Consider the following 21,161-nt stretch of genomic DNA (forward strand, 5'->3'; position numbering starts at 1 on the left):
CTCAGCCGGTGTATTGGACACGCCGCTCCATCCATCGCACCAGTAGGGATGCCGAGTAACTCAGCACGAGGAACAGCACGCCGGCGATCGTGATCGGCTCGACGTAGCGAAACGCGCGCGAGCCCACTTGGTTTGCCACACCGACGATGTCGAGCACGCCGATCATCAACAGTAGCGGTGTCTCCTTCAGCATCGAGATCGTGTAGTTGCCGAGTGCCGGAAGCACCCGCGGGATGGCCTGCGGAAGGATCACCGCGGTCCAGACGCGGTGGCGGGGCAGGTTGAGCGCGACGGCGGCCTCCCATTGCCCGGCTGGCACCGCCTCGATCCCGGCCCGGTACACCTCGGCGGTGTAGGTGGAGTAGTGCAGTCCGATCGCGATGATGCCGGTGGTCAACGGGTCGAACATCAACCCGAAGTCGGGCAACACGAAGAAGAAAAAGAAAATCTGCACCAAAAGAGGTGTGCTGCGCACGAATTCGATGAAGGCCCAGGCGGCGGTGCTGACGACGCGGATGGGTGAGCGTCGCAGCAGCGCCAGCACCAGCCCCAGGGTGTAGGCCAGGATCGAGCCGGCGACCGTAGCGACGATCGTGATGCGCAGCCCGTCGACGACGATCTTCGGGAGCACCTCCCACGCGAATTCCCAGTCCCACAGCACAGCTCAGCCCGCCCGCCGAGTCGCCAGCGTCGCCATCAGGCCGCGGCGCTGCGGTGGTCTGCGCCCCGCCAGCTTGGCAGTCCAGCGTTCGAGCACCCGCATGCCGAGGGTGATGAGCACGGCTAGCGCCAGGTAGAACAGCAACACGATGGTCCAGATGGTGGCCGCTTGCGAGATGAACCGGTCGATCAGCACCTCGCGGGCTTGATACGTCATCTCGTGCACGGTGATGATCGTCAGCAGCGAGCTGTTCTTGAGCAGCTGGATGAAAAGGTTGTTGAACGGCGGCACCATTTCGACCAGGGCCTGGGGCAGGATGACGCGCAACATCCGTTGCGTGCGGGTGAAATTCAGTGCGACCGCCCCTTCGTACTGCTCCTTGGGCACCGACGAGATGGCACCCCGCACGATCTCGGCACCATAGGCGCCGTGGTTGAGCCCGAGCACGATGATGCCGGCGGCCAGCGGAATGATCTGGAACCCGACGAGCACCGGCAACACGAAGTAGATCCACATCAGCTGGACCACCTCGGAGGTGCCGCGCCAGATCTCCACGTACATCCGGGCGAACGCGCGCACCACCCGGTTACCCGACAGCATCGCCAGCCCGAACCCGAACGACAACACCGTCGCGATGAGGATGCCGCCGGCCGTCGCCGCAACGGTGAGCAGCAGCCCCGAGGAGATTGTCTCGACGAACAGTCCGATGTTGTCGGGCATCAAGAACGCCTCAGGCCGCCTCGCACAACTGCTCGGTGGTCAGGTCCTCCGGCGGCAGGTTGTCCTCGGTGAACCCGAACGGCTCCACGATCTCGAGCCACTGACCGCTGCTGTGCAGCTTTTTCAGCTCGGTGTTGAATTCCTCGACCAACGCGTCGTCGCCTTGGCGGAAGACGAAGCCACCGGCCTGAATCTGCTTCTCGCCGTTGACAACCGGCACGAAGCCTTCGGTGACCTCCAGCGGTGCGTTCGGGTTGTCGGTCAGCATCCGGCGCAGCGAGATGTCGGTCAACGCGCCGGCGTAGGCGCGCCCGTCCAGCAGCGCCTGCAGCATCTCGGGCTGGCCCGCGTACGGTTGGATGTCGCCTGCGGGGATGCCCAGATCGTGGGCGACCGCCTCTTCAACGGTGCCCGACAGCACCGCGAGCTTGACACCTTTTGCCTTGACATCGTCAAAGTTGTTGACCTGCTCCGGGTTTCCCTGCGGCACCAGCATCGCCGTCGGGGTCACGTAGTCGACCGCGGAGAACTGCGCGTTGTTGCAGCGCGCCGGCAGGATCGCCATCCCCGCGGCGACCATATCGAATTGGCCTGCATTCAGCGCCGGGATCAACTGGCTGAACTCGACCTGGGTGGCGTCGACGTTCTCGATACCCATCGCGGCGAACACCGCTTTGGCCACTTCTGGTGCCTCGCCGGTGACCTCACCGTCGGCGGTGTAGCCGTAGGGCACCTCGCCCGCGATGCCGATCTTGATCGAGTTGTCGTCCTTGACCCGTTGCAGGGTGCCGCCTTCACCGCCCTCCGGCACCCGCGAGCAGCCGGTGAGCACGAGCAACGCGCTGAGCGCGAGCACCCCGGTTGCCTTTCCGATCCTCGAGAAGTTCCGCCGTGTCGAGTTCACCATGGATATCCTTTTCGCATTCACACGTTCACGTTCGTATCAACCGGGGTGATCTGAACGTAGGCGTATCGTCTGAACGGGTCAAAGAGTGGCGTTCTTGGACGATTGACAATGGTTGACATCACCGAACTGCACCACGCGCTGATCGCCCGCGTTCTCGGCGACGGGGGACAGGCGCCGTCGGCGCTGCGCCGCGCCGCGTTCGATAACGCGGGCCTACCCGAACCGCTGCGCACTCTGACCGAGAAGGTGGCCCATCGCGCCCACGCGGTGACCGACGACGACATCGCCGACGCGCGGATCGCCGGCCTGAGCGAGGATCAGATCTTCGAAATCGTGGTGGCCGCCGCCGTGGGGCAGGCGAGCCGTCAGTACGAAACCGCGTTGGCGGCGCTGGCCGCGGCGACCCAGGGTCGCGAGCGATGAGGCTCACCGTTCTCGAGCGGGGCCACCGCCTGCGCACCAAAGCCTTGTTCGCGCTCGTGCGATTGGTGTCGCGGCAGCCGGTCGTCGACGCGGTGAAGCTGGCGATGTACCGCCCGGAGTTCTACGGCGCCGGTGACCTCACCCATGAGGCGATGCGCGGACCCTCGGCCTGGTCGGTCGGCGACCGTGAGCTGATGGCGGCCTACGTGTCGCAGGTCAACCAAACCCAGTTCTGCATCGCCGCACACTCGGCCACGTCGGGGCTGTGGTACGGCGACGACGAGAAGGTCGCGGCCACGCTGGCCGATCTATCGACCGCACCGATCGACGACGGGCTGCGGGCCACCCTCGGCCTTCTCGGAAAGCTGACGCGCGAACACCACGTCGATGCCGATGACGTGTGTTCCGTACTGGCCCAAGGAGTTTCACCCGAGCAGATCAGCGACGCGTTGGCGGTGTGTCTGGCGTTCAACATCACCGACCGACTGGCCGACGCCTTCGGCTTCGACCTGGCCAGCGCCGAGGCCATGACCGCCGGTGCGCGGTACCTGTTGAAGCGCGGGTACCGATAGAACCTAGTCGACCTGCACCGACTCGATCGTCACGTCGATCGCCGGCCTGCCGTCGTCGCCGCCGCCGGCGACACCCTGCGCGCCGATCTTCTCCAGCACGGCCAGCCCGGCGGCATCCACGGTGCCGAACACCGTGTATTTGGGCGGCATCGGCGAATCGTCGAAGATCAACAGAAATTGGCTGCCGTTGGTGCCCAGCCCGCTGTTGGCCATCGCCAACGTGCCGCGCGGATATCGGACCGGAAGCCGCAGCGCCGGGTCGTTGAGCCGGTACTGGTTGGTGGGGTATTCGTTGGGGAACTGGTAGCCGGGTCCGCCGGTGCCCTTGCCGGTCGGATCTCCGCACCGCAATGCGTGCAGCGACGCGGTGGCGGTCAGCGCGTGACAGGTCGTGTCGTCGAAGAATCCTTGCCGGGCCAGGCTGGTGAAGTTGTGCACGGTGCACGGGGCCTCGGCGTTGTGCAGCTGCACCCCGATGTCGCCCTGGTTCGTCACGACCGTGGCGTCGACGCGGGCCGGATTCGTCGCCACCCGACCCACGCTCGGCGGTTCCACGGGCTTGCTGGCGCGCTCGATGGTGGCCGGGTACTGGCAGTTGGACCCCAGCGTCGCGGGCGGGTCGAACGCGGGCAGCTCGGCGGGCGGTGCCACCGTGTAGCGGGGCGAATCCGGATACAGGTCGACGTCTTCGAGGGCGCTGGCGAAGAACAGGACGAACAGCACGCTCACGACGATCACCATCACCGTCACCGCCGTGATCAGGTAGCCGATGACCAGACCCGCGATGGCGAGGTTGCGGCCCTCTTCGCCGGTCCTCTTGATCTGCGACAGCGACAGGTGCCCGAACACGATGCCCAGCGGCGCGAACAGCAACGCGCACACCAGCGACGCGACCGCCAGCCCGTTGGTGCCTCTGGGCGGGGGATAGCCAGGGGGGTGGCCGTAGCCAGACCCGTAGCCGAATTGCTCCGGCGGGTAGCCACCCGGCGGCGGATAGCCAACCGGCGGGCCGGTCACCGCATCACCGCATCAGTCCAGCAGAATCGACGTCACCTGGACGTCTTGCGCCGGCGGACCGTCCTCAGCGCCGCCGGCGACCCCGGCCGCGGCGATCTTGTCGAGCGTTTCCAACCCCGTCTCGTCGATGGTGCCGAACACCGTGTAGTTCGGCGGCAGCTTCGAGTCCTGGTACACGAGGAAGAACTGGCTGCCGTTGGTGTTGGCGCCGGCGTTGGCCATCGCCAGCGTGCCGCGCGGATAGGTCACCGGCTCCATCAGGTTGGGATCGTCGGGCTGGTACTGATTGGTCGGGTACTCGTTGGCGAACTGGTAGCCCGGGCCGCCGTTGCCCTGCCCGGTGGGGTCGCCGCACTGCAGCACCGACAGGGACGGGCTGGTGGTCAGCCGGTGACACGGGGTGTCGTTGAAGTAGCCCTGCTGCGCCAGGCTGACGAAGCTGTTGACCGTGCACGGCGACTTGCCGTTGTCGAGCATCAACCCGAGGTTGCCCTGGTTGGTCGACATGCTGGCGCTGACTTGCGCCGGCTCGGTCGGCACCTTGCCGCTGCGCGGGGGATCGACCTCCTTGGCGGCCGGCGTCGGCGCCGCCGGGTACTGGCAGTTCTCGCCGAGACCGGCCGGCGCGGCGAACGGCGGTAGGCCGCCGGGACCGGTCGCCGCCGGCGCCGAGGTGGTCGGCGCCGGGCTGGTGGTGTCCGATGCGGTTTCGGTGCCGGAGTCGCGGTTGGTGATGACCACGGTCGCGACGATGGCGGCGACGACGACGACCGCCGCGGCGGCCCCGCCGACGATCGTCAAGATGCGGCGCCTGCGGTCCTTTTCTGCCCGGCGCTCCAGTTGCCGCTCGAGCTTGCGCTTCGCCGTGGCACGACGCTGTTCGTTGGTCGGCACCGCCTGTGTCCTCCTCGTGTCGCTTTGGGTCCGAAACGAGTGTGCCAGGCGTTGCTGTGAGTGGCGCTGCGGCCCACGTCGTGGCGGGATGGAAAACTGGAGGTCGTGTTGATCACCGGCTTTCCGGCGGGCATGTTGGCGTGCAACTGCTACGTGCTGGCCCCGCGGGCCGGGGCCGACGCCATCGTCGTCGACCCGGGCCAGCGCGCGATGGCGTCGCTGCGCCGGATCCTCGACGAGAACCACCTCACCCCGGCGGCGGTGTTGTTGACCCACGGGCACATCGACCACATCTGGTCGGCGCAGAAGGTGGCCGACATGTACGGCTGCCCGGCCTACATCCACCCCGAGGACCGCTACATGCTGACCGACCCGATCAAGGACTTCGGGCCGGGCATATTTTCGGGGCTGGCCCGCTCTGCGTTCGGTGCGCTGTTCCGCGAACCCAGACAACTCGTCGAACTGGACCGCGACGGGGACAAACTCGAACTCGGCGGCATCACGGTCACCGTCGACCACACCCCCGGCCACACCCGCGGATCGGTGGTCTTCCGCACCGCAGAGGGGCCGCAGGAGGTGGTCTTCACCGGCGACACGCTGTTCCGCGGATCGGTCGGCCGCACCGACCTGCCGGGTAGCAGCGGCCGTGACCTGCTCGGCTCGATCGTGACAAAACTATTGGTGCTCGACGACGACACCGTGGTACTACCTGGGCACGGTGAGAAGTCCACGATCGGTTTCGAACGCCGCAACAACCCGTTTCTCGAAGGCTTGAGCCAGTGACTGAATTTCAGGCGCCCAAGGGCGTCCCGGACTACCTTCCGCCCGAATCGGCGCGGTTCGTCACCGTGCGCGACGGTCTGCTCGAGGCCGCCCGCCGCGCCGGATACGGCGACGTTGAGCTGCCGATCTTCGAAGACACCGCGCTGTTCGCGCGCGGCGTGGGGGAGTCCACCGACGTGGTGTCCAAGGAGATGTACACCTTCGCCGACCGTGGTGACCGCTCGGTGACGCTGCGCCCGGAGGGCACCGCGGGGGTGATCCGCGCGGTCATCGAACACGGCCTGGACCGCGGGCCGCTGCCGGTCAAGCTGTGCTACGCCGGGCCGTTCTTCCGCTACGAGCGACCCCAGGCCGGCCGCTACCGGCAGCTGCAGCAGGTGGGGGTCGAGGCGATCGGTGTCGACGACCCCGCGCTCGACGCCGAGGTGATCGCGATCGCCGACGCCGGGTTCCGGTCGCTGGGCCTCGACGGTTTCCGGTTGGAGATCACCTCGCTGGGCGACGACAGCTGCCGCCCGCAGTACCGCGAACTGCTGCAGGACTTCCTGTTCAAGCTCGACCTCGACGAGGAAACGCGCCGTCGCGCGCAGATCAACCCGCTGCGCGTTCTCGACGACAAACGCCCCGCGATCCGGGAGATGACCGCTGAGGCGCCGGTCATGCTCGACCATCTCTCCGACGTCGCCAAACAGCATTTCGACAGCGTGCTGGCGCACCTGGACGCGCTCTCGGTGCCCTACGTGATCAACCCGCGGATGGTGCGCGGGCTGGACTACTACACCAAGACGACGTTCGAGTTCGTGCACGACGGCCTCGGCGCCCAGTCGGGTATCGGTGGCGGCGGCCGCTACGACGGGCTGATGAGCCAGCTCGGCGGAAAAGACCTGTCGGGCATCGGTTTCGGGCTCGGTGTCGACCGCACTATGTTGGCGCTGGCGGCCGAGGGCAAGACCGTCGTCGGCACCGTGCGGGTCGACGTGTACGCGGTGCCGCTCGGCGCCGACGCCAAGGTGCGCTTGGCGGTGCTGGCCGCCCGGTTGCGCGCGGCCGGTGTGCGCGTCGACATGGCCTACGGCGACCGCAGCCTCAAGGCTGCGATGAAGGGCGCCGACCGCTCGGGTGCGGCGATCGCCCTGGTGGCCGGGGAGCGCGACATCGAGGCGGGCACCATCGGGCTGAAGAGCATGGCCACCGGCGAGCAGGTCGACGTGCCCGCGGACGACGTGCTCACCGAAGTGCTGGCGCGCCTCGGCCGAACCTAAAGTCCCGCGAGTCTCGCCTTCTCCCGCGAGCCTCGCCTTCTCCGGCGAGCGTGCGTGTCTGCAGAAGACACGCCGCGAAATTTCCGCATTCTGCGCACGCTCGCGCCAGGGTCACTGTGCGGTTGCCGAACCGCACAGAAAACTCGGCTTCATTTGCCACTCCGGCGCCACCGCGCAGCTCACGGTCATCGTGCCGATCTACGCGATCAACACGCGCCCGTGATCACCGGCTTCGGCGGCCTCGCGTGCGCCTTCTGGACCTGCACGGTGGGCACGATGACCGTTAGCGACGCCGACGGCGACAGCATTCCGAACTCGAATGTCACCCCTGGGACAGGCGCAGGGCGCACCGTCGCCACCGGATCTGTCACGGTCTGGGGCTACGGCGTAACGACGATCGCGTGGGGCGCCGGCGGCAGCTTCGGTACCACGCCGACCGCCAACACCTTCACCGTCGACGACGGCCATTGGACCGTCACCAACGGTGTGGTCAACGTGGGCGATTCGGCAAAGTTCTGGGCGAACTGGGCCGACGGCTCTGGCACCAGAACCACTGGAACTAGCGCTGATGCCCTGCGTCCGAGCTCTGGGCCACGGCGGTGAGGATCTCGTCGATGCTGCCGACGCCGCCGTCGAACGGGTTTCCGCGCTTGAGTACCTTCGTGCCACCGGGCGTCACCGCAACCAATTTCGGTGAGCTCGAACCGATTTGGAGTCGACGCGCGAAGCGCACCTGATCCAGCTGCACGATCGCGCCGCCCCGGTAGCTGAACAAACCGAGCTTGCGGTCGATCACCGCCACGGGCCGGCATTCGTTGAGCGGACGCCCCCGGTTGCGCCGGATCCTGCGCACCACGACGACGGCGGACACCGCCAACACGACAGCGGCCGCCACCAACGCCGCGCCCAGCGCCGCCGATGGCGTGCCCGTCACCAGCGCGACGACGCCGAAGCCGCCGGCGACGAGCACGAGCACGCCCAGCACGAAGGCCAGCACCGCCGACGGCCCGGTCCCGCGGTCGATGACCAGGACGCGGCGTCCGTCGTCAGTGACGACGAGGCCGCCGGTGTCAGCGATTACCCGGGGTTGCGATGACGTGTCCACGCCTGCAGCGTGCCACCTCGCTTATTGCGAGCGTGCGTGAAATCGCCCAGATCGTCGGCGTGTCGGCCGCAAACACGCACGCTCGCCGGAAAAGGCGAGGGGTGTAACGATTCGGTATGGTGCGGCGATGTGAGGGACATGCGAACTGCGACAATTCGGGTCGGGGCAGCGCTCGCGCTGGCGGCCGCATCCATCGGAGTCAGTCAGGCCACCGCGAACGCGGAGCCGACCACCCACCAGGTCCGCTACACGCTGACGTCACCGGGTAACACCGCGGACTACAAACTCAACTACCTGATCGCGCAGCCGGCGAGCAAAGAGGCCTACAACGCCGACGCGTATGCGTACCTCAAGAGCGAGCAGATCGATCTGGGCCCGGGTGCGCCGTGGGTGTTCGAAACCACGCTCGAGGACCCGCAGTGGGCGATTCTGACCGCGAGCACCGGCGTGCACGCCATGCAGGGCGCACCGAACCCGCACTGCGAGATCGCCGTCGACGGTGAGGTCGTCGTCTCGAACACCGGCCCCTACACCGCGCATTGCCAGCTCGGAAACTGGTGACGCAAACCTAATCGTTTGCCGCGCGCAGCGCGCGCGCGAACGCGGCGAGGGCGTTACCGATCTCGTCGGGGCTGTCCTCCTGGATGAAGTGCGTGCCCGCGACGGTGACCTCGGTCTGATTCGGCCAGGTGCGCCCGAAGTCCCGCACCCGCCCGCGGGTGATCGCGCCGGGCGCGGCGTTGACGAACAGCTTCGGCACGTCGCTGCCGGCCAGCCACCGGCCGTACTCGTCGACGATCGCGACGACGTCGGCGGGCTCACCCTCGATCGGGATGTTGCGCGGCCACGACAGCGTCGGGCGTCGGTCTTCACCGGCGGTGAGGTACGGCGCGCGGTAGTGGTTCATCTCCTCGTCGGTGAGCGGGCGTTGCACGGCGCCGGGCAGGACGGCTTCGACGAACAGGTTCTGCTCCAGGATCATCGCTTCGCCGTCGGGTGAGCGGAACCCTTCGAACAACGGTCGTACCGGGTCGGGAAAGTCGGCCCAATCTATCGGCATGGCAATGGCTTCCATGTAGGCGATGCCCGCCACCCGGTCGCGGTGTCGGTTGGCCCAGTCGAAACCCAGCGCCGAACCCCAGTCGTGCAGCACCAACACCACGCGGTCACCGAGGTCGAGCGCGTCCCACAGCGCGAACAGGTAGTCGCGCTGCTCGGTGTAGTGGTAGCGGTCCGGTCCGGAGTCCTCGAGCTTGTCGGAGGCGCCCATCCCGATCAGATCGCAGGCCACCAGCCGGCCCAGACCCTCGAGGTGCGGCATCACGTTGCGCCACAGGTACGAGGAGGTGGGGTTGCCGTGCTGAAAGACGATCGTGCAGCCGTCGACCGCGACGCCCTCGTCGACGTAGGCCATCCGCCTACCGTGGATCTCCTGGTACCGCAGTTGTCCGTAGGGTTCGGCTCCGGCCATGGTGCGCATCTTGCCAAACCGTGGCGGCGACCGTGAGCCGTTACGTCAACTGCTGGTTACCCGCGGCGGCGAGCGTGTCGAGGCCGCTCAGCGCCGACGGCAGCGCGGCGGTGTGCAGCACGCCGAGGCGTTGGGTGGCGCGGGTCAGCGCGACGTAGAGTTCGGCCGCGCCGCGCTGGCCGTCGTCGAGGATACGGTGCGGTTCCGCCACCAGGACGGCGTCGAACTCCAATCCCTTCGTCTCGGCCGGGGTCACCGCACCCGGAACGCCCGGCGGCCCGATCACCACGCTGGTGCCGTCGCGGCCGGCCTCTTCGCGCATGAACGCGTCGATGGCGCCGGGCAGGTCCTCGGCGCTGACCTGTCGTGACCACGGCCGGGTTCCGCACGAGCGCACCGACTCCGGCGGCTGCACGCCGGGGGCGAACTCGGCGAGCAGCGCGGCGGCCACGTCCATGATCTCTGCGGGCGTGCGGTAGTTGACCGTCAACGACCGGTATACCCAGCGGTCGGGCACATACCGCTCCAGCATCGCGTCCCACGACGTCGCTCCGGCCGCCGACCGGCGCTGGGCCAGATCGCCGACCACCGTGAACGACCGGCTGGGGCAACGCCGGAACAGCACCCGCCAGTCCATCTCGGACAGCTCCTGGGCTTCGTCGACGACGATGTGCCCGTACGTCCAGTCCCGGTCCGCCGCAGCGCGTTCGGCGACGTCGCGGGTGTCGCGCTCGACGAACCGTTCGGCGAGATCCTCGCTGGCCAGCAGATCCTGCGCCATCAGACGGTCCTCGTCCTCCATCATGTCTTCGCGCGCGACCATTAGCTCCAGCACGCCTGCGGCGTAGTCGGCCCGGGCCCTGCGTTCGCGCTCGGCGGCCCGGTCCGCGGCCTTGTCGCGGCCCAGCAGGTCCACCAGTTCGTCGAGCAGCGGCACGTCGGACACCGTCCAGGCCTGGCCGTCGGCGCGATGCAGCGCAGGGTCCGCACCTGCTGTGGCGAGCCGCTCCGGTGATGAATACAGCTGGGACAGCACACGTTCGGGCGTCAGCAGCGGCCACAGCTCGTCGAGCGCAGCGGTGAACGCCTGGTTTTCGCGAAGCTCTTCGATCAGGTCGGCGCGAAGCTCTTCCCACGCGTTGCGGTCGTCGCGGGTCAACCAGCCCCGCCCGATGCGTGCGATCGCCCGCTCGGTCACCACGTAGGTGACGATCTCGGTGAACACCGCGCGGGCCGCGTTGTGTGGCCTGCCGCTGTCGCGCGCCTCCTGCCGCGCCCACTCGGCGGTCGCGCCGTCGATCTGCACGGTGACGTCGGAAAGTTCGATCGGCAGCGGATTCTGCGGCAGCCGTTGATGATCGGCGACCGCGGCAGCCAGCACGTCGAGCATCTTCAGCGATCCCTTGGCCGCCGCGACGCGCGGATCATCCTGTGCGGTGAGGTGCAGGCCGGGCACCAGGTCGCCGGCGGTCATGAACACGACGTTGGTCTCGCCCAGTGACGGCAGCACCCGGCCGACGTAGTCCAGGAACGCCGGGTTGGGCCCGATCACCAGGACGCCGTGGCTTTCCATCCGCTTGCGGTGGGTGTAGAGCAGGTAGGCCACCCGGTGCAGCGCCACCACGGTCTTCCCGGTGCCCGGGCCGCCCTCGATCACCAACACCCCGGGGTGGTCGAGGCGGATGATCTCGTCCTGCTCAGCCTGGATCGTGGCGACGATGTCGCGCATCCCCGGGCCGCGGGGCGCGTTGACCGCCGCGAGCAGCGCGGAATCACCCGCGAAGGCGGTGTCGTCGTCGGTGGCTTCGCCCGGCCCGACGAACACCTCGTCGGTGAAGTCGGTGATCCGGCGCCCCAGGGTGCGGAACTGGCGGCGCCGACGCATGTTCTCCGGGTTGGCCGCGGTGGCGACGTAGAAGGGGCGTGCCGCGGGTGCGCGCCAGTCGACCAGCAGCGGCTCGTAGTCGTGGGTCTCGTCGAACAGCCCGAGACGTCCGACGTAGGTGCGTTCTCCGGTGCGATCGTCCAGCCGGCCGAAGCACAGCCCGTGGTCGGCGACGTTGAGTCGGTCCAGCTGCCCGGCCAACCCCCGCACCGCGGCGTCGCGGTCGACGAGCGTGCCGCCGTCCTGGGCGTCGATGGGGGCGCGCAACGCGGCGTCGTACTTGTCCTTGAGCCGGGCGCGTTCGGCGTCCAGCCGCGCGTAGAGACCGGCCACATAATTCTGCTCGGCTTGCAGTTCCTTCGATTTACGGGTTGTCACATGCCTCATTTCGTGAGTTTGCGCTTCGGCCAACGAGTTTGACGCATCACCCCGGTCTTGCCGCAAGCCCCCTGCCGCGCGCTATCTTGGAGTGGGAACGGTCGAGCGCTGCCAACAAGCTTACCGACGCGCCCGCGACCACCTTGACATCGGCTCGAACGTCAGTTCGAATGGTGGATATGCGGTGGGAAGGTCAGGGCGTCAGCGTCGACGACGGCGCGCTGCCGGGCCTGCAGCGCATCGGCTTCGTGCGCAGCGTGCGCACCCCGGAGTTCGACGGCATCACGTTTCACGAGGTGTTGTGCAAATCAGCGCTCAACAAGGTGCCGAAGGCCTCGCAACTGCCGTTTCGCTACACGGTCAACGGCTACCGCGGCTGCTCGCATGCCTGCCGCTACTGCTTCGCCCGGCCCACCCACGAGTACCTCGACCTGAACTGCGGGGCCGACTTCGACAGCCAGGTCGTCGTCAAGACCAACGTGGCCGAGGTGCTGCGCCGCGAACTGTCGCGACCCTCGTGGTCGCATGAGACCGTCGCGCTGGGCACCAACACCGACCCGTATCAGCGCGCCGAAGGACGCTACGCGTTGATGCCCGGAATCATTGCCGCGCTGGCTGATTCGCGCACCCCGTTTTCGATCCTGACCAAGGGCACGCTGCTGCGGCGGGACCTGCCGCAGATCACCGATGCCGCCCGCCGGGTCGATGTCAGCGTCGCGGTGTCGCTCGCGGTGGCCGACCCCGACGTGCACCGGGACGTCGAGCCGGGCACGCCGACGCCGCAGGCACGCCTCGGGCTGATCTCCGCGGTGCGCGAGGCCGGCCTGGACTGCCACGTCATGGTGGCTCCGGTGCTGCCGTATCTGACCGATTCGGCCGAGCACCTCGACACCCTGCTGGCCCAGATCGCCGCCGCCGGGGCCACCGGGGTGACGGCGTTCGGGCTGCATCTGCGGGGCTCGACGCGTGGCTGGTTCATGGGCTGGCTCGCGCGGGCGCATCCGGAACTCGTCGCGCCCTACCGAGACCTGTACCGGCGCGGGGCGTACCTGCCGCAGGACTACCGCAAGATGCTGCACGAGCGGGTGACCCCGCTGATCGCCAAGCACGGCCTGGCGCCGGACCGGCGCTCGTTTCGCACGACGGCGACGCCGGCCGTCGAGCCTGCCCAACCGCTGCAACCGACGCTGTTCTGACCGCTTTCTCCGGCGAGCAGACACGGAAGGGGCCCCGCGGCACCCGAATACGCAACATTCTGCGTCTGTTCGCCGACCTTGCGGCTCAGCCCTTGTTGCGCTTGACCTCTTTGAACGGCACCCCGCGGTCGGCGGCATGCTCCCGGGGGAAGCCCAGCACCCGCTCACCGATGATGTTGCGCGCAATCTCGGTGGTGCCGCCGCCGAGCGCGGCGGCCTGGCGGGACAGGTAGCGCTCGCCGTGGCGGATCAGATCGTCGCCGGCGTCCACGACGCCACCGCTGGCCGCGATCGACAGTACGGTGTCGAACTCCAGATGGTGGATGTCGGCGTGCGCGATGCGGATGATCGAACCGGCCGCCGGCGGCAGCGAACCGTCGAGCACACCGTGGTAGACGTGCTCGATGAGCTGCTCGCGTACGGCGCGGTGCACCAGCGCGCGGCCGGCCATCTCCTGGGCGCGTTCGCTGTCGGCCTGGCCGGTCGCCTCCAGCAGTGCCACGTAGTCGGTGGGCACATCGGATTTGCCCTCGGCGCCGACGCCGCTGGCGAACTCCGAGCCGCCTCCGACCGCGCGCCGCTCGTGGTAGAGCTGCCGCGACGCCACCTGCCAGCCGCCGTTGACCTCCCCGACGACGGCGTCGTCGCCGAGTTCGAGGTTGTCGAAGAACTCTTCGCAAAACTCGACCGAACCGTTCACCTGCTTGATGCGGCGCAGCGTGATGCCCGGGCTGTTGATCGGCACCAGAAACATGGTCAGGCCCTCGTGCTTGGGGACATCCCAGTCGGTGCGGGCCAGCATCAACCCGTAGTCCGCGGCGAACGCGCTGGTGCTCCACGTCTTGGCGCCGTTGATCACCCACTTGTCGCCCTGGCGGTCGGCGCGGGTGATGACGCCGGCGAGGTCGGAGCCGCCGCTGGGCTCAGAAAGCAGCTGGACGAGGACCTCGTCGCCACGCAGCACCGCCGAAATGTGCTGGCGCTTCTGCTCTTCGCTGCCGGTGTCCAGGATGGTGGCCGCGCAGATCGTGAAGGTCGGCGTGTTGAGGATGACCGGAAGCTCGTAGCAGCGGGAGACCGCGTCGAACGCCTTCTGGTAGGCGATCGGGAGACCGAGGCCGCCGTACTCCCTGGGAAAGCAGATGCCGGCGAATCCGCCGTCGGCGAGCCTCTTCTGCAGCTCACGGGCGCGCAGCCACGGTTCCTCTTCACCCCGGTCGTGCTCGGGCGGGTTGTTCGGGTCGATCGAGGGCATGTTCTCTGCCAGCCACGCTTGGGCACGCGCGGCGAACTCCTCGACCGACTCCGTGGTTTCTGTTGGCGCCGCAGCAGTTTCGGTCATCCGGCGTGCTCCAATTCCCGGCCCTCTTTGGTCAGTGCGTAGACGCGTAGGTTGTGTTCTTCGGGGGTGCCGAACATCGAGCGGTACAACGTGGCGCGACGCAGGTACAGGTGCAGGTCGTGCTCCCAAGTCACGCCGATGCCGCCGTGTAACTGAATGCAGTCCTGCAACATCCCGGGAGCGTGTTCTGCGCAATAGGATTTCGCGACGCTGACCGCCATCTCCGCACCCGGCGAACGTGCCGCCACCTCGGCCACCGCCGCATTGGTGGCCGCCCGGCACGCCTCGAACCAGATCTTCAGGTCGGCGTACTTGTGCTTGAGCGCCTGATACGAGCCGATCGGGCGGCCGAACGAATGCCGGTCGAATCCCCACTGAATGGTGAAGCCCAACACCGTGTTCAGGATGCCGACGATCTCGGCGCACTGGAGCACCACGGCGATCTGGTTCTGCCGCGCGATGATCGCGGGAGTCTGCTCGGCCGACCCGACCAGCGCTGAGCCGTCGACCTCGACGCCGTCGAAATGCACACGGGCGTAGGTCTTCACCATGTCGATCGAGCGCTGCGGTTCCACGCGCACGCCCGCCGCGTCGGCGGGTACCAGGAATTGGCGCACGGCACCGTCGCATTCGGCGACCACCAGCAGGACGGCGCTGTCGGCGCCGGCTTCGACGCGATCCTTCACGCCGTCGACACGGAAGCCGCTGCCGGTTGCGGTGGCGGTGACCGAGGGCGTCATCGGTGACCACGGTTTCCCGGGCTCGTAGACCGCCCACGACGCGACCGCATCACCGGATACCAGTGATTCGATTGTGTCGCCGTGGTTTTCGGGCACCTCGGCCAGCGCAGCCAGCACCGTGCTGACCGGATGCAGGGGGCCGGGCGCGACGACCTTGCCGACGAGTTCGGCAACCAGCGCCAGGTCCTTCACCCCGTCTCCGGACACGCTGCCGCCGCCGACGTCCTCGGGTACGAGCAGGCTGGTCCAGCCCAGTTCGGCGGCCCGACGCCACCAGCCGGTGTCGAACGATGTGCCGGCGTCGTGCAGTTCGCGCAGTCGGCTCAGCGACGCCTCCTTTTCGAGGAAGGACTGCGTGGTCGAGGCGAAAAGCAGGACCTCGGGGTTTGCGGCGTCGGTCATGGAGTCGGTTTTACCTCTTCGAGGGTCAGGCGGGGATGACGAGAGGCGGCACGTCCGGGTTGTGGACAATCTCGTTGGGGACCTTGAACAAATCGATCATGTTGCCGCCCATGATCTTTCGCTGGCCCTCCTCGTCGAGCGCCTGCAGGTCGTCGATCAGGTGGGTGGGTTCGGCCAGGCCCTCGGGATGCGGCCAGTCCGAACCGAAGATCACCCGGTCGATGCCGAGCAGGTCGGCCATCTGCGCGAAGTCGTCCTCCCAGAACGGCGCGACGTAGACCCCGCGCTTGAACGCCTCGATCGGATCCTCCGGGAACTCCTGCGGCATCTTCTTGTAGGTGCCCTCGAACTGCTTGAACAGGTAGGGAACCCAGTCCGCACCGTTCTCGATCGACAGGATTCGCAGATCGGGGTTGCGGGTCAGCGCGCCGTGGCACACCAGCGCGGCCATCGAGTCCTCGATCGGCCGCTTGCCCATCGACACCATCCGGAACGCTGTCGGTTTGAACGGCAGGAACTCGTCGGCAGGCTCCCAGTCGTTGAGGTATTCGGCGTATCCGGAGTCGGAGGCGTGCATCGAGACCGGGATGCCGGCCTTGACGCAGGCGTCCCAGAACGGGTCGAACTCGGGCAACCCGAACGAGCGGGTGCCGCGCAGGCCGGGCACCGGTGCGGGCCGCACGAGCACGGTCTTGGCGCCACGCTCGAGGCACCACTCGAGTTCCTCGAGCGCGCGGTCGACGATGCCGAGGTTGATCACCGGGGTGGAGAAGATGCGGTCCTCGTAGTTGAACTGCCAGGTCTCATACATCCACACGTTGAGCGCATGGATGACGTCGAGAATGAGTTCGGGGTCGTCCTTCATCCGTTCCTCGACCAGGCTCGCCAGGGTCGGGAACATCAGCGAGTAGTCCAGCCCCAGCCCGTCCATCACCTCCAGGCGCGCGGCGGGTTCGCGGAACGCCGGGATCGCCTTCATCGGCTTGCCCATCACCTCGCGGAAGCTCTTGCCGCCGCTGCCGTGCTTGAAGTACTCCTCCTGCGCGCCGGGTCGGGCGACGACCTCGAACGTCGGGTTGGGGATGTAGTCGCTGACCTGGTTGCGCACCATGATCTTGGTCCGGCCGCGGACCTCGATGTAGTCGATGACGTTCTTGCGGTGATCCGGCAGGAACTGCGTCAGCGCCTCTTTGGGCTCGTAGAAGTGGTTGTCGGCGTCGAACACCGGATACGGGAGCTTGCGGGCCATTTCCGCCTCCTGGAGAGTCTGGTTCTGCAATGCTGGTAATGACATTACCACGTCTGGACCAGCGTAAACACCACCCCCGGTCCGGTGGCGTCGGGGCCGGTGCCGCGCAGGTCAGGTGGCGTCGTCGGGTGCCGATTGCAGGCCGCCGACACAGAATTGGTAGATGTGGTCGGCGTCGACGGGCACGCCGTTGAGTTCGGCGCCCAACACCTGAAGCCGCATTGCGCCCAGCGCGGACTGCATGATCAGCGCGGCCGTGGCGTCGACGTCGAGGCCGGGCCGAAACACCCCCTCGGCGATGCCGCGCTCGATGATGTCTTTGATCAGCTCGTGCAGCGGGGAGAGCACGCGGGCGTACTCGCGCGGCAGGGTTTCGGCGAGGTGGTCGTTGTAGTACGTCAGACCTCGGTTGACCTTGTCCTGGGTGGTGGATTCGGCCGGGGTGCAGATGCGGTCGATGAGCACGCGCAGGGCCTTACGGCTCGGCAGGCCCGCGGTTTCGTCGCGCCACCTGCGGGTGGACTCCGACATGATCTTGTCGATCAAGGCCAGCAGCAACTCGTCCTTTGTGGAGAAGTGCTGGTAGAAGGAGCGTAGTGAGGTCTTGGAGCGCTCGACCACCTCGAGCACCGTGAAGTCGGTACGTCCGGTTTCGCCGAGAATCGCCAGCGCGGACTTCATGAAGCGCTTGGAGCGCGACTCCTGGTCGACGACGGCAGCACCGGTGGTGGACGCCGACCGGGCGGCGCCGGCCGAGCGGCCGGTGCTCTTCGGCATGCTGGACAACCTTCCGGGGCTCGCGATGACTGGCTGGTAATGACGTTACCGCTTTTGCGGATGCCCGGGTTAGTGTTCGGTCCCATGACGACAGATTCAGTGCATCCATCCGTGGCAGCTCAGTGGACCGTTGAAGGACTGCTCGACCTGTTCGACGTGGAGCCCGACGGACAAGACCGTTTCATCGCCCAGACGGGGCCCGCAGGCGAAGACGCCCGACAGGTCGTCGAGGGTACGCAGGTGCTCGCGCAGGCGATTGTCGCTGCGGCCAAAAGGTTTTCGGACAAGTCGGTGCGCTCGGCGTACGCGGTGTTCTCCCGGGCGGTCATGGTCGGTGCAGGCCCGGTGGAGCTGGAAATCGACGTCGTCGCCGAAGGACGTTCCACCGCAACGGCTGTCGTGGCGGCCAAACAGAACGGCAAGCGCTGCATCACGGTGACCGTGCTTGCCGACGTGCCCACCGCAGACGTCATCCGGCACCACGTGCCCCGCCCCGATGTGGCGGCGCCTGCCGACGCGAACGTTTCGGAGATGCCGATGGTCGGGCGGCAGGTCCGGTTGGTCGATGTGGTCGACGTCAACAGCCCCGACGAGGTGGGACCGCCGGAGTTGTACGCCTGGCTGCACTACGAGCCGATCCCGACGCGCGATGACCTGGGTAAGGCGTTGATCGCTTATTTCACGGGGCACCTGGGCATTTCGACGACGATGCGGGCGCATGCGGGTATCGGTACCGCACAGTCGCACATCACCGTGTCGACCGCGCCGATGACGGTGTCGGTGAGCTTTCACGAGCCGTTCACCTGGGACGGCTGGATCCTCTACAGCCATGAGAGCACGCAAGTGGGCGCCGGCATGTCGTATGTGCGCGGGACGGTGCACACCGAAGCAGGTGAGCTGATCGCCTCGTTCGCCCAGGACGCGTTGATCCGGCCGCTGCGCACCACCGACACCGCGATCAAGGAACAGTCGCGTCTCTAGAACTTTTCCAAGCGCGAGCAGACGCAAAGTGAGCTCTTGACGCCTCGATTAGCAACACTTTGCGTCTGCTCGCGCAACGGGGTCAGATCTTCAGATAGCCCTTGTCCGCGGGGATCTGGGCCGCGGTCAGCAGCGACGACGCGTCGCTGGCCAGCCAGAGCACGATGTCGGAGATCAGGTCGGGGTCGGCCAGCGAGTCGGTCGGCAGCGCGCCGGGCGAGAAACTGTGGATGTAGGTCTGATGGTCGGCGAAGGTCTGCCACATCGAGGTGTCGTTACCCATCGGGGTGTCGGTGCCGTACGGATGCACCGAGTTGACCCGGATGCCGTACTCGCCGAGTTCGACCGCCAGCGAGTTGGTCAACGCGACGACACCGAACTTGCTGGCGCAGTAGTGCCCGCAACCCGGAACGGCTTTGATGCCGGCGGCTGAACTGATCGTGATGATCGATCCGCCGTTGCCCGCCTCGATCATCGGCGGCACCACGGCCTTGATCGTGTTCCACACACCGGTCAGGTTGACGTCGAGCACGTCCTGCCACTGCTTGGCCGAGATCTCCCACAGCCGGCCCCAATTCATCACCCCGGCGTTGGCGACGACGATGTCGAGGCGGCCGAACTGTGCGATCGCGTCGGACACCACCCGCTGCTGTCCGGCAGCGTCGCGGACGTCGACCCGGTCGGCGACGATCTTGCGGCCCTCACCTTCGACCAGGCTCACGGTCTCGGCGAGGTCCTCGGGCAGCGCGGGGGGATAGCCGTTGTGCTCGGCGACCGGGCCGCACGCGTCGATCGCGACGATGTCGGCGCCCGCGCGGGCCAGTCGGACACAGTGCGAGCGGCCCTGTCCGCGGGCCGCACCCGTGACGTAGGCGACCTTGCCGGCCAGCGGGGCGGCGGGGTTTGTCATCGGTGGGATCTCCTGTCAGTCGGCGCCGGCGGCGAGCCAGTCATCGAACGTGGTCGGCTCGATGCGAGCATTCTCACCCGGCAGCAATGCATTTCCGGCCATCGCAACCCCGAACATGCCCGACCACGTCGGCACCAGCTTGACCCGACGGCCCCGGGCATCGAGCGTGCGCCGGGCCATGTCGACCAGATCCTGGGTCTCCGGGCCGGCCACATCGACATAGCGGCCTCGGGGCTCGCCCGTGACTACCTCGGCCAGCACCCGGGCGATGTCGTCCGGTGCGATCGGCTGCACCAACAGGGGAGCGATCGTCGAGACCCCGTCCTGTTCGGTCCACCCGGCGACCATCGCGGCGAAGTCGTGAAATTGCGTGGCGGGCACGATCGTCCACGGCACGGGCCCTTCGGTGACCAGCCGTTCCTGTTCGCGCTTGCCCGCATAGTGCGGGTTGCCCTCGATGTCGTGGATTCCGACGATCGACAGCAAGACGTGGTGGCGCACCCCGGCGCGCTGCTCGGCCGCGAGCAGATTGCCTGTGGTGGTGCCGAAGTAAGTCTGCGTCTGCTCACGGTCGGTGGGCGGCGCGCTGATCGCGTCGAGGACCGCGTCGACGCCGGTGAGCGCCTCGTCCAGACCGTCGCCGCTGACCAGGTCCACGCCGAGGGAGCGGCTGATGCGGACCACGTCGTGGCCTTCGTGCTCGAGGATGCTGACCGTGCGGGCGCCGATGTTGCCCGTCGCGCCCGCGACGCCGATACGCATGGTGTGACCTCCTCGACTACAGGGCCGCCGCGGCTGCACGGATCCGTGAGCCGGCAGACGACGCTATCGGGTCACCGTGCCCGAAGCAGGCGGTTTCGACATCGAGGCCCGCCAACCGCTGAAACGAGGCGACAGTGCGGTCACGGTCCTGGTTGAAAGTGCCGAGCATGACGGCGCCGACGTTGGCGACGGTGTCGCCGGTGAAGAGCACCCGGTGCCGCGGCAGGTGGATGGCGATGCTGCCTTCGGTGTGGCCGGGCACCGACAGGATCTCGGCGCCGCCGCCGAAGTCGAGCACGTCGCCGTCGACCAGTTCCTGATCGACGGCCACCGGCGGCGCTGCCTCGGGTAGGCCCGCCGAAACACGTTGGTGGATCGGCACTTCCCAGTCTTCGAACACCGGTGGCGGAAGGGCGGTGCCGGTGCGGATCGCGTCCGCATCGCCTGCGCCGGCGAACACGGCGGCGCCCGTCGTGCTGCGCAGTTCGGCGGCGGATCCGACGTGGTCGACGTGCCCGTGCGTCAACACGATTCGGTCGACGCCGGGCACCGCGGCCGCGATGTCTACACCGGATCCGGGCGCGCCGGTGTCGATCAGCGTCACCGACTCCCCGTCGGTCCAGACATAGACCTGCCAGCCGTGCACGCGCAGCATGGTGAGGTGGGGCGTGACGGTCACGGTGTCCATGACCATGACGCTAGAGCTCGGCGGGCGCCGAGCACA

At 67.7% G+C, this 21,161-nt stretch carries 23 protein-coding genes; 8 read left to right on the top strand and 15 right to left on the bottom strand.

Annotation, left to right across the window (positions count from 1 at the left end; translation table 11 throughout):
- Window position 1: 1 nt before the first annotated feature.
- The 3 genes from ehuD to ehuB are packed head-to-tail and all read right to left on the bottom strand — an operon-like array spanning window position 2 to window position 2,285.
- Complete coding sequence (gene ehuD, locus ABQF13_RS02995) at window positions 2-661, bottom strand: ectoine/hydroxyectoine ABC transporter permease subunit EhuD (protein ID WP_448391193.1); 660 nt, start codon at window positions 659-661, stop codon at window positions 2-4.
- A gap of 3 nt (window positions 662-664) precedes the next feature.
- Entirely contained in the window at window positions 665-1,381 is a 717-nt protein-coding gene (gene ehuC, locus ABQF13_RS03000) for an ectoine/hydroxyectoine ABC transporter permease subunit EhuC (protein WP_448391194.1), read from the bottom strand.
- A 10-nt stretch (window positions 1,382-1,391) separates the two neighbouring features.
- Entirely contained in the window at window positions 1,392-2,285 is an 894-nt protein-coding gene (gene ehuB, locus ABQF13_RS03005) for an ectoine/hydroxyectoine ABC transporter substrate-binding protein EhuB (RefSeq protein ID WP_448391195.1), read from the bottom strand.
- 111 nt (window positions 2,286-2,396) lie between these two features.
- Between ehuB and ABQF13_RS03010 the strand changes: the two genes are divergently transcribed.
- Window positions 2,397-2,711, top strand: coding sequence for a carboxymuconolactone decarboxylase family protein (locus ABQF13_RS03010; RefSeq protein ID WP_448391196.1), 315 nt, complete (start codon window positions 2,397-2,399; stop codon window positions 2,709-2,711).
- A complete protein-coding gene (locus tag ABQF13_RS03015) occupies window positions 2,708-3,283 on the top strand; it encodes a carboxymuconolactone decarboxylase family protein (protein ID WP_448391198.1) in 576 nt (191 codons plus the stop codon). The genes ABQF13_RS03010 and ABQF13_RS03015 overlap by 4 nt, the downstream gene beginning before the upstream one ends.
- Window positions 3,284-3,286: 3 nt before the next feature.
- Here ABQF13_RS03015 and ABQF13_RS03020 read toward each other — a convergent pair whose 3' ends face one another.
- Window positions 3,287-4,300: a peptidylprolyl isomerase gene (locus ABQF13_RS03020; RefSeq protein ID WP_448391199.1), complete on the bottom strand. Its 1,014-nt coding sequence runs from the start codon at window positions 4,298-4,300 to the stop codon at window positions 3,287-3,289.
- A gap of 12 nt (window positions 4,301-4,312) precedes the next feature.
- On the bottom strand, window positions 4,313-5,194 hold the full coding sequence (locus ABQF13_RS03025; protein WP_448391200.1) for a peptidylprolyl isomerase: 882 nt from the start codon (window positions 5,192-5,194) through the stop codon (window positions 4,313-4,315).
- Between the two features lie 105 nt (window positions 5,195-5,299).
- Here ABQF13_RS03025 and ABQF13_RS03030 point away from each other — a divergent pair, with 105 nt between their 5' ends.
- From ABQF13_RS03030 to ABQF13_RS03040, 3 genes are all read left to right on the top strand, one after another.
- A complete protein-coding gene (locus ABQF13_RS03030) occupies window positions 5,300-5,977 on the top strand; it encodes an MBL fold metallo-hydrolase (RefSeq protein WP_448391201.1) in 678 nt (225 codons plus the stop codon).
- Window positions 5,974-7,239, top strand: coding sequence for a histidine--tRNA ligase (hisS, locus tag ABQF13_RS03035; protein WP_448391202.1), 1,266 nt, complete (start codon window positions 5,974-5,976; stop codon window positions 7,237-7,239). Before ABQF13_RS03030 ends, hisS begins: the two co-directional genes overlap by 4 nt.
- Before the next feature lie 276 nt (window positions 7,240-7,515).
- A complete protein-coding gene (locus ABQF13_RS03040; protein WP_448391203.1) occupies window positions 7,516-7,842 on the top strand; it encodes a hypothetical protein in 327 nt (108 codons plus the stop codon).
- Here ABQF13_RS03040 and ABQF13_RS03045 read toward each other — a convergent pair.
- Window positions 7,799-8,344 (bottom strand): hypothetical protein, encoded by a 546-nt coding sequence (locus tag ABQF13_RS03045; protein ID WP_448391204.1) that lies wholly within the window; start codon window positions 8,342-8,344, stop codon window positions 7,799-7,801. The genes ABQF13_RS03040 and ABQF13_RS03045 overlap by 44 nt on opposite strands.
- Window positions 8,345-8,482: 138 nt before the next feature.
- Here ABQF13_RS03045 and ABQF13_RS03050 point away from each other — a divergent pair, with 138 nt between their 5' ends.
- The gene (locus tag ABQF13_RS03050) at window positions 8,483-8,905 is read left to right on the top strand and encodes an Rv2576c family protein (RefSeq protein WP_448391205.1); all 423 of its coding nucleotides are present in this window, start codon (window positions 8,483-8,485) and stop codon (window positions 8,903-8,905) included.
- A gap of 7 nt (window positions 8,906-8,912) precedes the next feature.
- Here ABQF13_RS03050 and ABQF13_RS03055 read toward each other — a convergent pair whose 3' ends face one another.
- Together ABQF13_RS03055 and helR are read right to left on the bottom strand one after the other, a co-directional pair.
- Window positions 8,913-9,815, bottom strand: a complete 903-nt coding sequence (locus ABQF13_RS03055) for a haloalkane dehalogenase (RefSeq protein WP_448391206.1) — start codon at window positions 9,813-9,815, stop codon at window positions 8,913-8,915.
- A gap of 40 nt (window positions 9,816-9,855) precedes the next feature.
- Entirely contained in the window at window positions 9,856-12,087 is a 2,232-nt protein-coding gene (helR, locus tag ABQF13_RS03060; protein ID WP_448391207.1) for an RNA polymerase recycling motor ATPase HelR, read from the bottom strand.
- A gap of 170 nt (window positions 12,088-12,257) precedes the next feature.
- On the opposite strand from helR, the gene ABQF13_RS03065 reads away from it, so the two are divergent.
- Window positions 12,258-13,274, top strand: a complete 1,017-nt coding sequence (locus ABQF13_RS03065) for an Rv2578c family radical SAM protein (RefSeq protein WP_448391208.1) — start codon at window positions 12,258-12,260, stop codon at window positions 13,272-13,274.
- A gap of 85 nt (window positions 13,275-13,359) precedes the next feature.
- Here ABQF13_RS03065 and ABQF13_RS03070 read toward each other — a convergent pair whose 3' ends face one another.
- The 4 genes from ABQF13_RS03070 to ABQF13_RS03085 form a co-directional block, all read right to left on the bottom strand.
- Complete coding sequence (locus ABQF13_RS03070; RefSeq protein ID WP_448391209.1) at window positions 13,360-14,616, bottom strand: acyl-CoA dehydrogenase family protein; 1,257 nt, start codon at window positions 14,614-14,616, stop codon at window positions 13,360-13,362.
- Window positions 14,613-15,758: an acyl-CoA dehydrogenase family protein gene (locus tag ABQF13_RS03075; protein ID WP_448391210.1), complete on the bottom strand. Its 1,146-nt coding sequence runs from the start codon at window positions 15,756-15,758 to the stop codon at window positions 14,613-14,615. Before ABQF13_RS03075 ends, ABQF13_RS03070 begins: the two co-directional genes overlap by 4 nt.
- A gap of 25 nt (window positions 15,759-15,783) precedes the next feature.
- On the bottom strand, window positions 15,784-17,007 hold the full coding sequence (locus ABQF13_RS03080; RefSeq protein ID WP_448391211.1) for an amidohydrolase family protein: 1,224 nt from the start codon (window positions 17,005-17,007) through the stop codon (window positions 15,784-15,786).
- Window positions 17,008-17,118: 111 nt separating this feature from the next.
- Window positions 17,119-17,784 carry a TetR/AcrR family transcriptional regulator gene (locus tag ABQF13_RS03085; RefSeq protein WP_448391212.1) on the bottom strand — a complete coding sequence of 222 codons (666 nt, stop codon included), beginning with the start codon at window positions 17,782-17,784 and terminating at the stop codon, window positions 17,119-17,121.
- Window positions 17,785-17,868: 84 nt separating this feature from the next.
- Here ABQF13_RS03085 and ABQF13_RS03090 point away from each other — a divergent pair, with 84 nt between their 5' ends.
- Window positions 17,869-18,765 (top strand): acyl-CoA thioesterase, encoded by an 897-nt coding sequence (locus ABQF13_RS03090; RefSeq protein WP_448391213.1) that lies wholly within the window; start codon window positions 17,869-17,871, stop codon window positions 18,763-18,765.
- A gap of 82 nt (window positions 18,766-18,847) precedes the next feature.
- Here the strand turns inward: ABQF13_RS03090 and ABQF13_RS03095 are convergent, their stop codons facing one another.
- From ABQF13_RS03095 to ABQF13_RS03105, 3 genes are read right to left on the bottom strand one after another with little or no spacing between them, the layout of a single operon-like run.
- Window positions 18,848-19,675 carry a mycofactocin-coupled SDR family oxidoreductase gene (locus tag ABQF13_RS03095; RefSeq protein ID WP_448391214.1) on the bottom strand — a complete coding sequence of 276 codons (828 nt, stop codon included), beginning with the start codon at window positions 19,673-19,675 and terminating at the stop codon, window positions 18,848-18,850.
- A 15-nt stretch (window positions 19,676-19,690) separates the two neighbouring features.
- Window positions 19,691-20,437 carry an SDR family oxidoreductase gene (locus ABQF13_RS03100; RefSeq protein WP_448391216.1) on the bottom strand — a complete coding sequence of 249 codons (747 nt, stop codon included), beginning with the start codon at window positions 20,435-20,437 and terminating at the stop codon, window positions 19,691-19,693.
- 16 nt (window positions 20,438-20,453) lie between these two features.
- The gene (locus ABQF13_RS03105) at window positions 20,454-21,125 is read right to left on the bottom strand and encodes an MBL fold metallo-hydrolase (RefSeq protein ID WP_448391217.1); all 672 of its coding nucleotides are present in this window, start codon (window positions 21,123-21,125) and stop codon (window positions 20,454-20,456) included.
- Between the last annotated feature and the right edge of the window lie 36 nt (window positions 21,126-21,161).

This window comes from Mycolicibacterium sp. XJ879 (genome assembly GCF_053483935.1).

Coding starts and splice junctions, on each gene's coding strand:
- ABQF13_RS03095 (WP_448391214.1), bottom strand. CDS start 19,675: ATGACAAACCCCGCCGCCCCGCTGGCCGGCAAGGTCGCCTACGTCACG.
- ABQF13_RS03070 (WP_448391209.1), bottom strand. CDS start 14,616: ATGACCGAAACTGCTGCGGCGCCAACAGAAACCACGGAGTCGGTCGAG.
- ABQF13_RS03050 (WP_448391205.1), top strand. CDS start 8,483: ATGCGAACTGCGACAATTCGGGTCGGGGCAGCGCTCGCGCTGGCGGCC.
- ABQF13_RS03100 (WP_448391216.1), bottom strand. CDS start 20,437: ATGCGTATCGGCGTCGCGGGCGCGACGGGCAACATCGGCGCCCGCACG.
- ABQF13_RS03010 (WP_448391196.1), top strand. CDS start 2,397: ATGGTTGACATCACCGAACTGCACCACGCGCTGATCGCCCGCGTTCTC.
- ABQF13_RS03075 (WP_448391210.1), bottom strand. CDS start 15,758: ATGACCGACGCCGCAAACCCCGAGGTCCTGCTTTTCGCCTCGACCACG.
- ABQF13_RS03080 (WP_448391211.1), bottom strand. CDS start 17,007: ATGGCCCGCAAGCTCCCGTATCCGGTGTTCGACGCCGACAACCACTTC.
- ABQF13_RS03105 (WP_448391217.1), bottom strand. CDS start 21,125: ATGGACACCGTGACCGTCACGCCCCACCTCACCATGCTGCGCGTGCAC.
- ABQF13_RS03040 (WP_448391203.1), top strand. CDS start 7,516: ATGACCGTTAGCGACGCCGACGGCGACAGCATTCCGAACTCGAATGTC.
- ABQF13_RS03055 (WP_448391206.1), bottom strand. CDS start 9,815: ATGGCCGGAGCCGAACCCTACGGACAACTGCGGTACCAGGAGATCCAC.
- ABQF13_RS03065 (WP_448391208.1), top strand. CDS start 12,258: ATGCGGTGGGAAGGTCAGGGCGTCAGCGTCGACGACGGCGCGCTGCCG.
- ehuC (WP_448391194.1), bottom strand. CDS start 1,381: ATGCCCGACAACATCGGACTGTTCGTCGAGACAATCTCCTCGGGGCTG.
- helR (WP_448391207.1), bottom strand. CDS start 12,087: ATGAGGCATGTGACAACCCGTAAATCGAAGGAACTGCAAGCCGAGCAG.
- ABQF13_RS03015 (WP_448391198.1), top strand. CDS start 2,708: ATGAGGCTCACCGTTCTCGAGCGGGGCCACCGCCTGCGCACCAAAGCC.
- ABQF13_RS03090 (WP_448391213.1), top strand. CDS start 17,869: ATGACGACAGATTCAGTGCATCCATCCGTGGCAGCTCAGTGGACCGTT.
- ABQF13_RS03085 (WP_448391212.1), bottom strand. CDS start 17,784: ATGCCGAAGAGCACCGGCCGCTCGGCCGGCGCCGCCCGGTCGGCGTCC.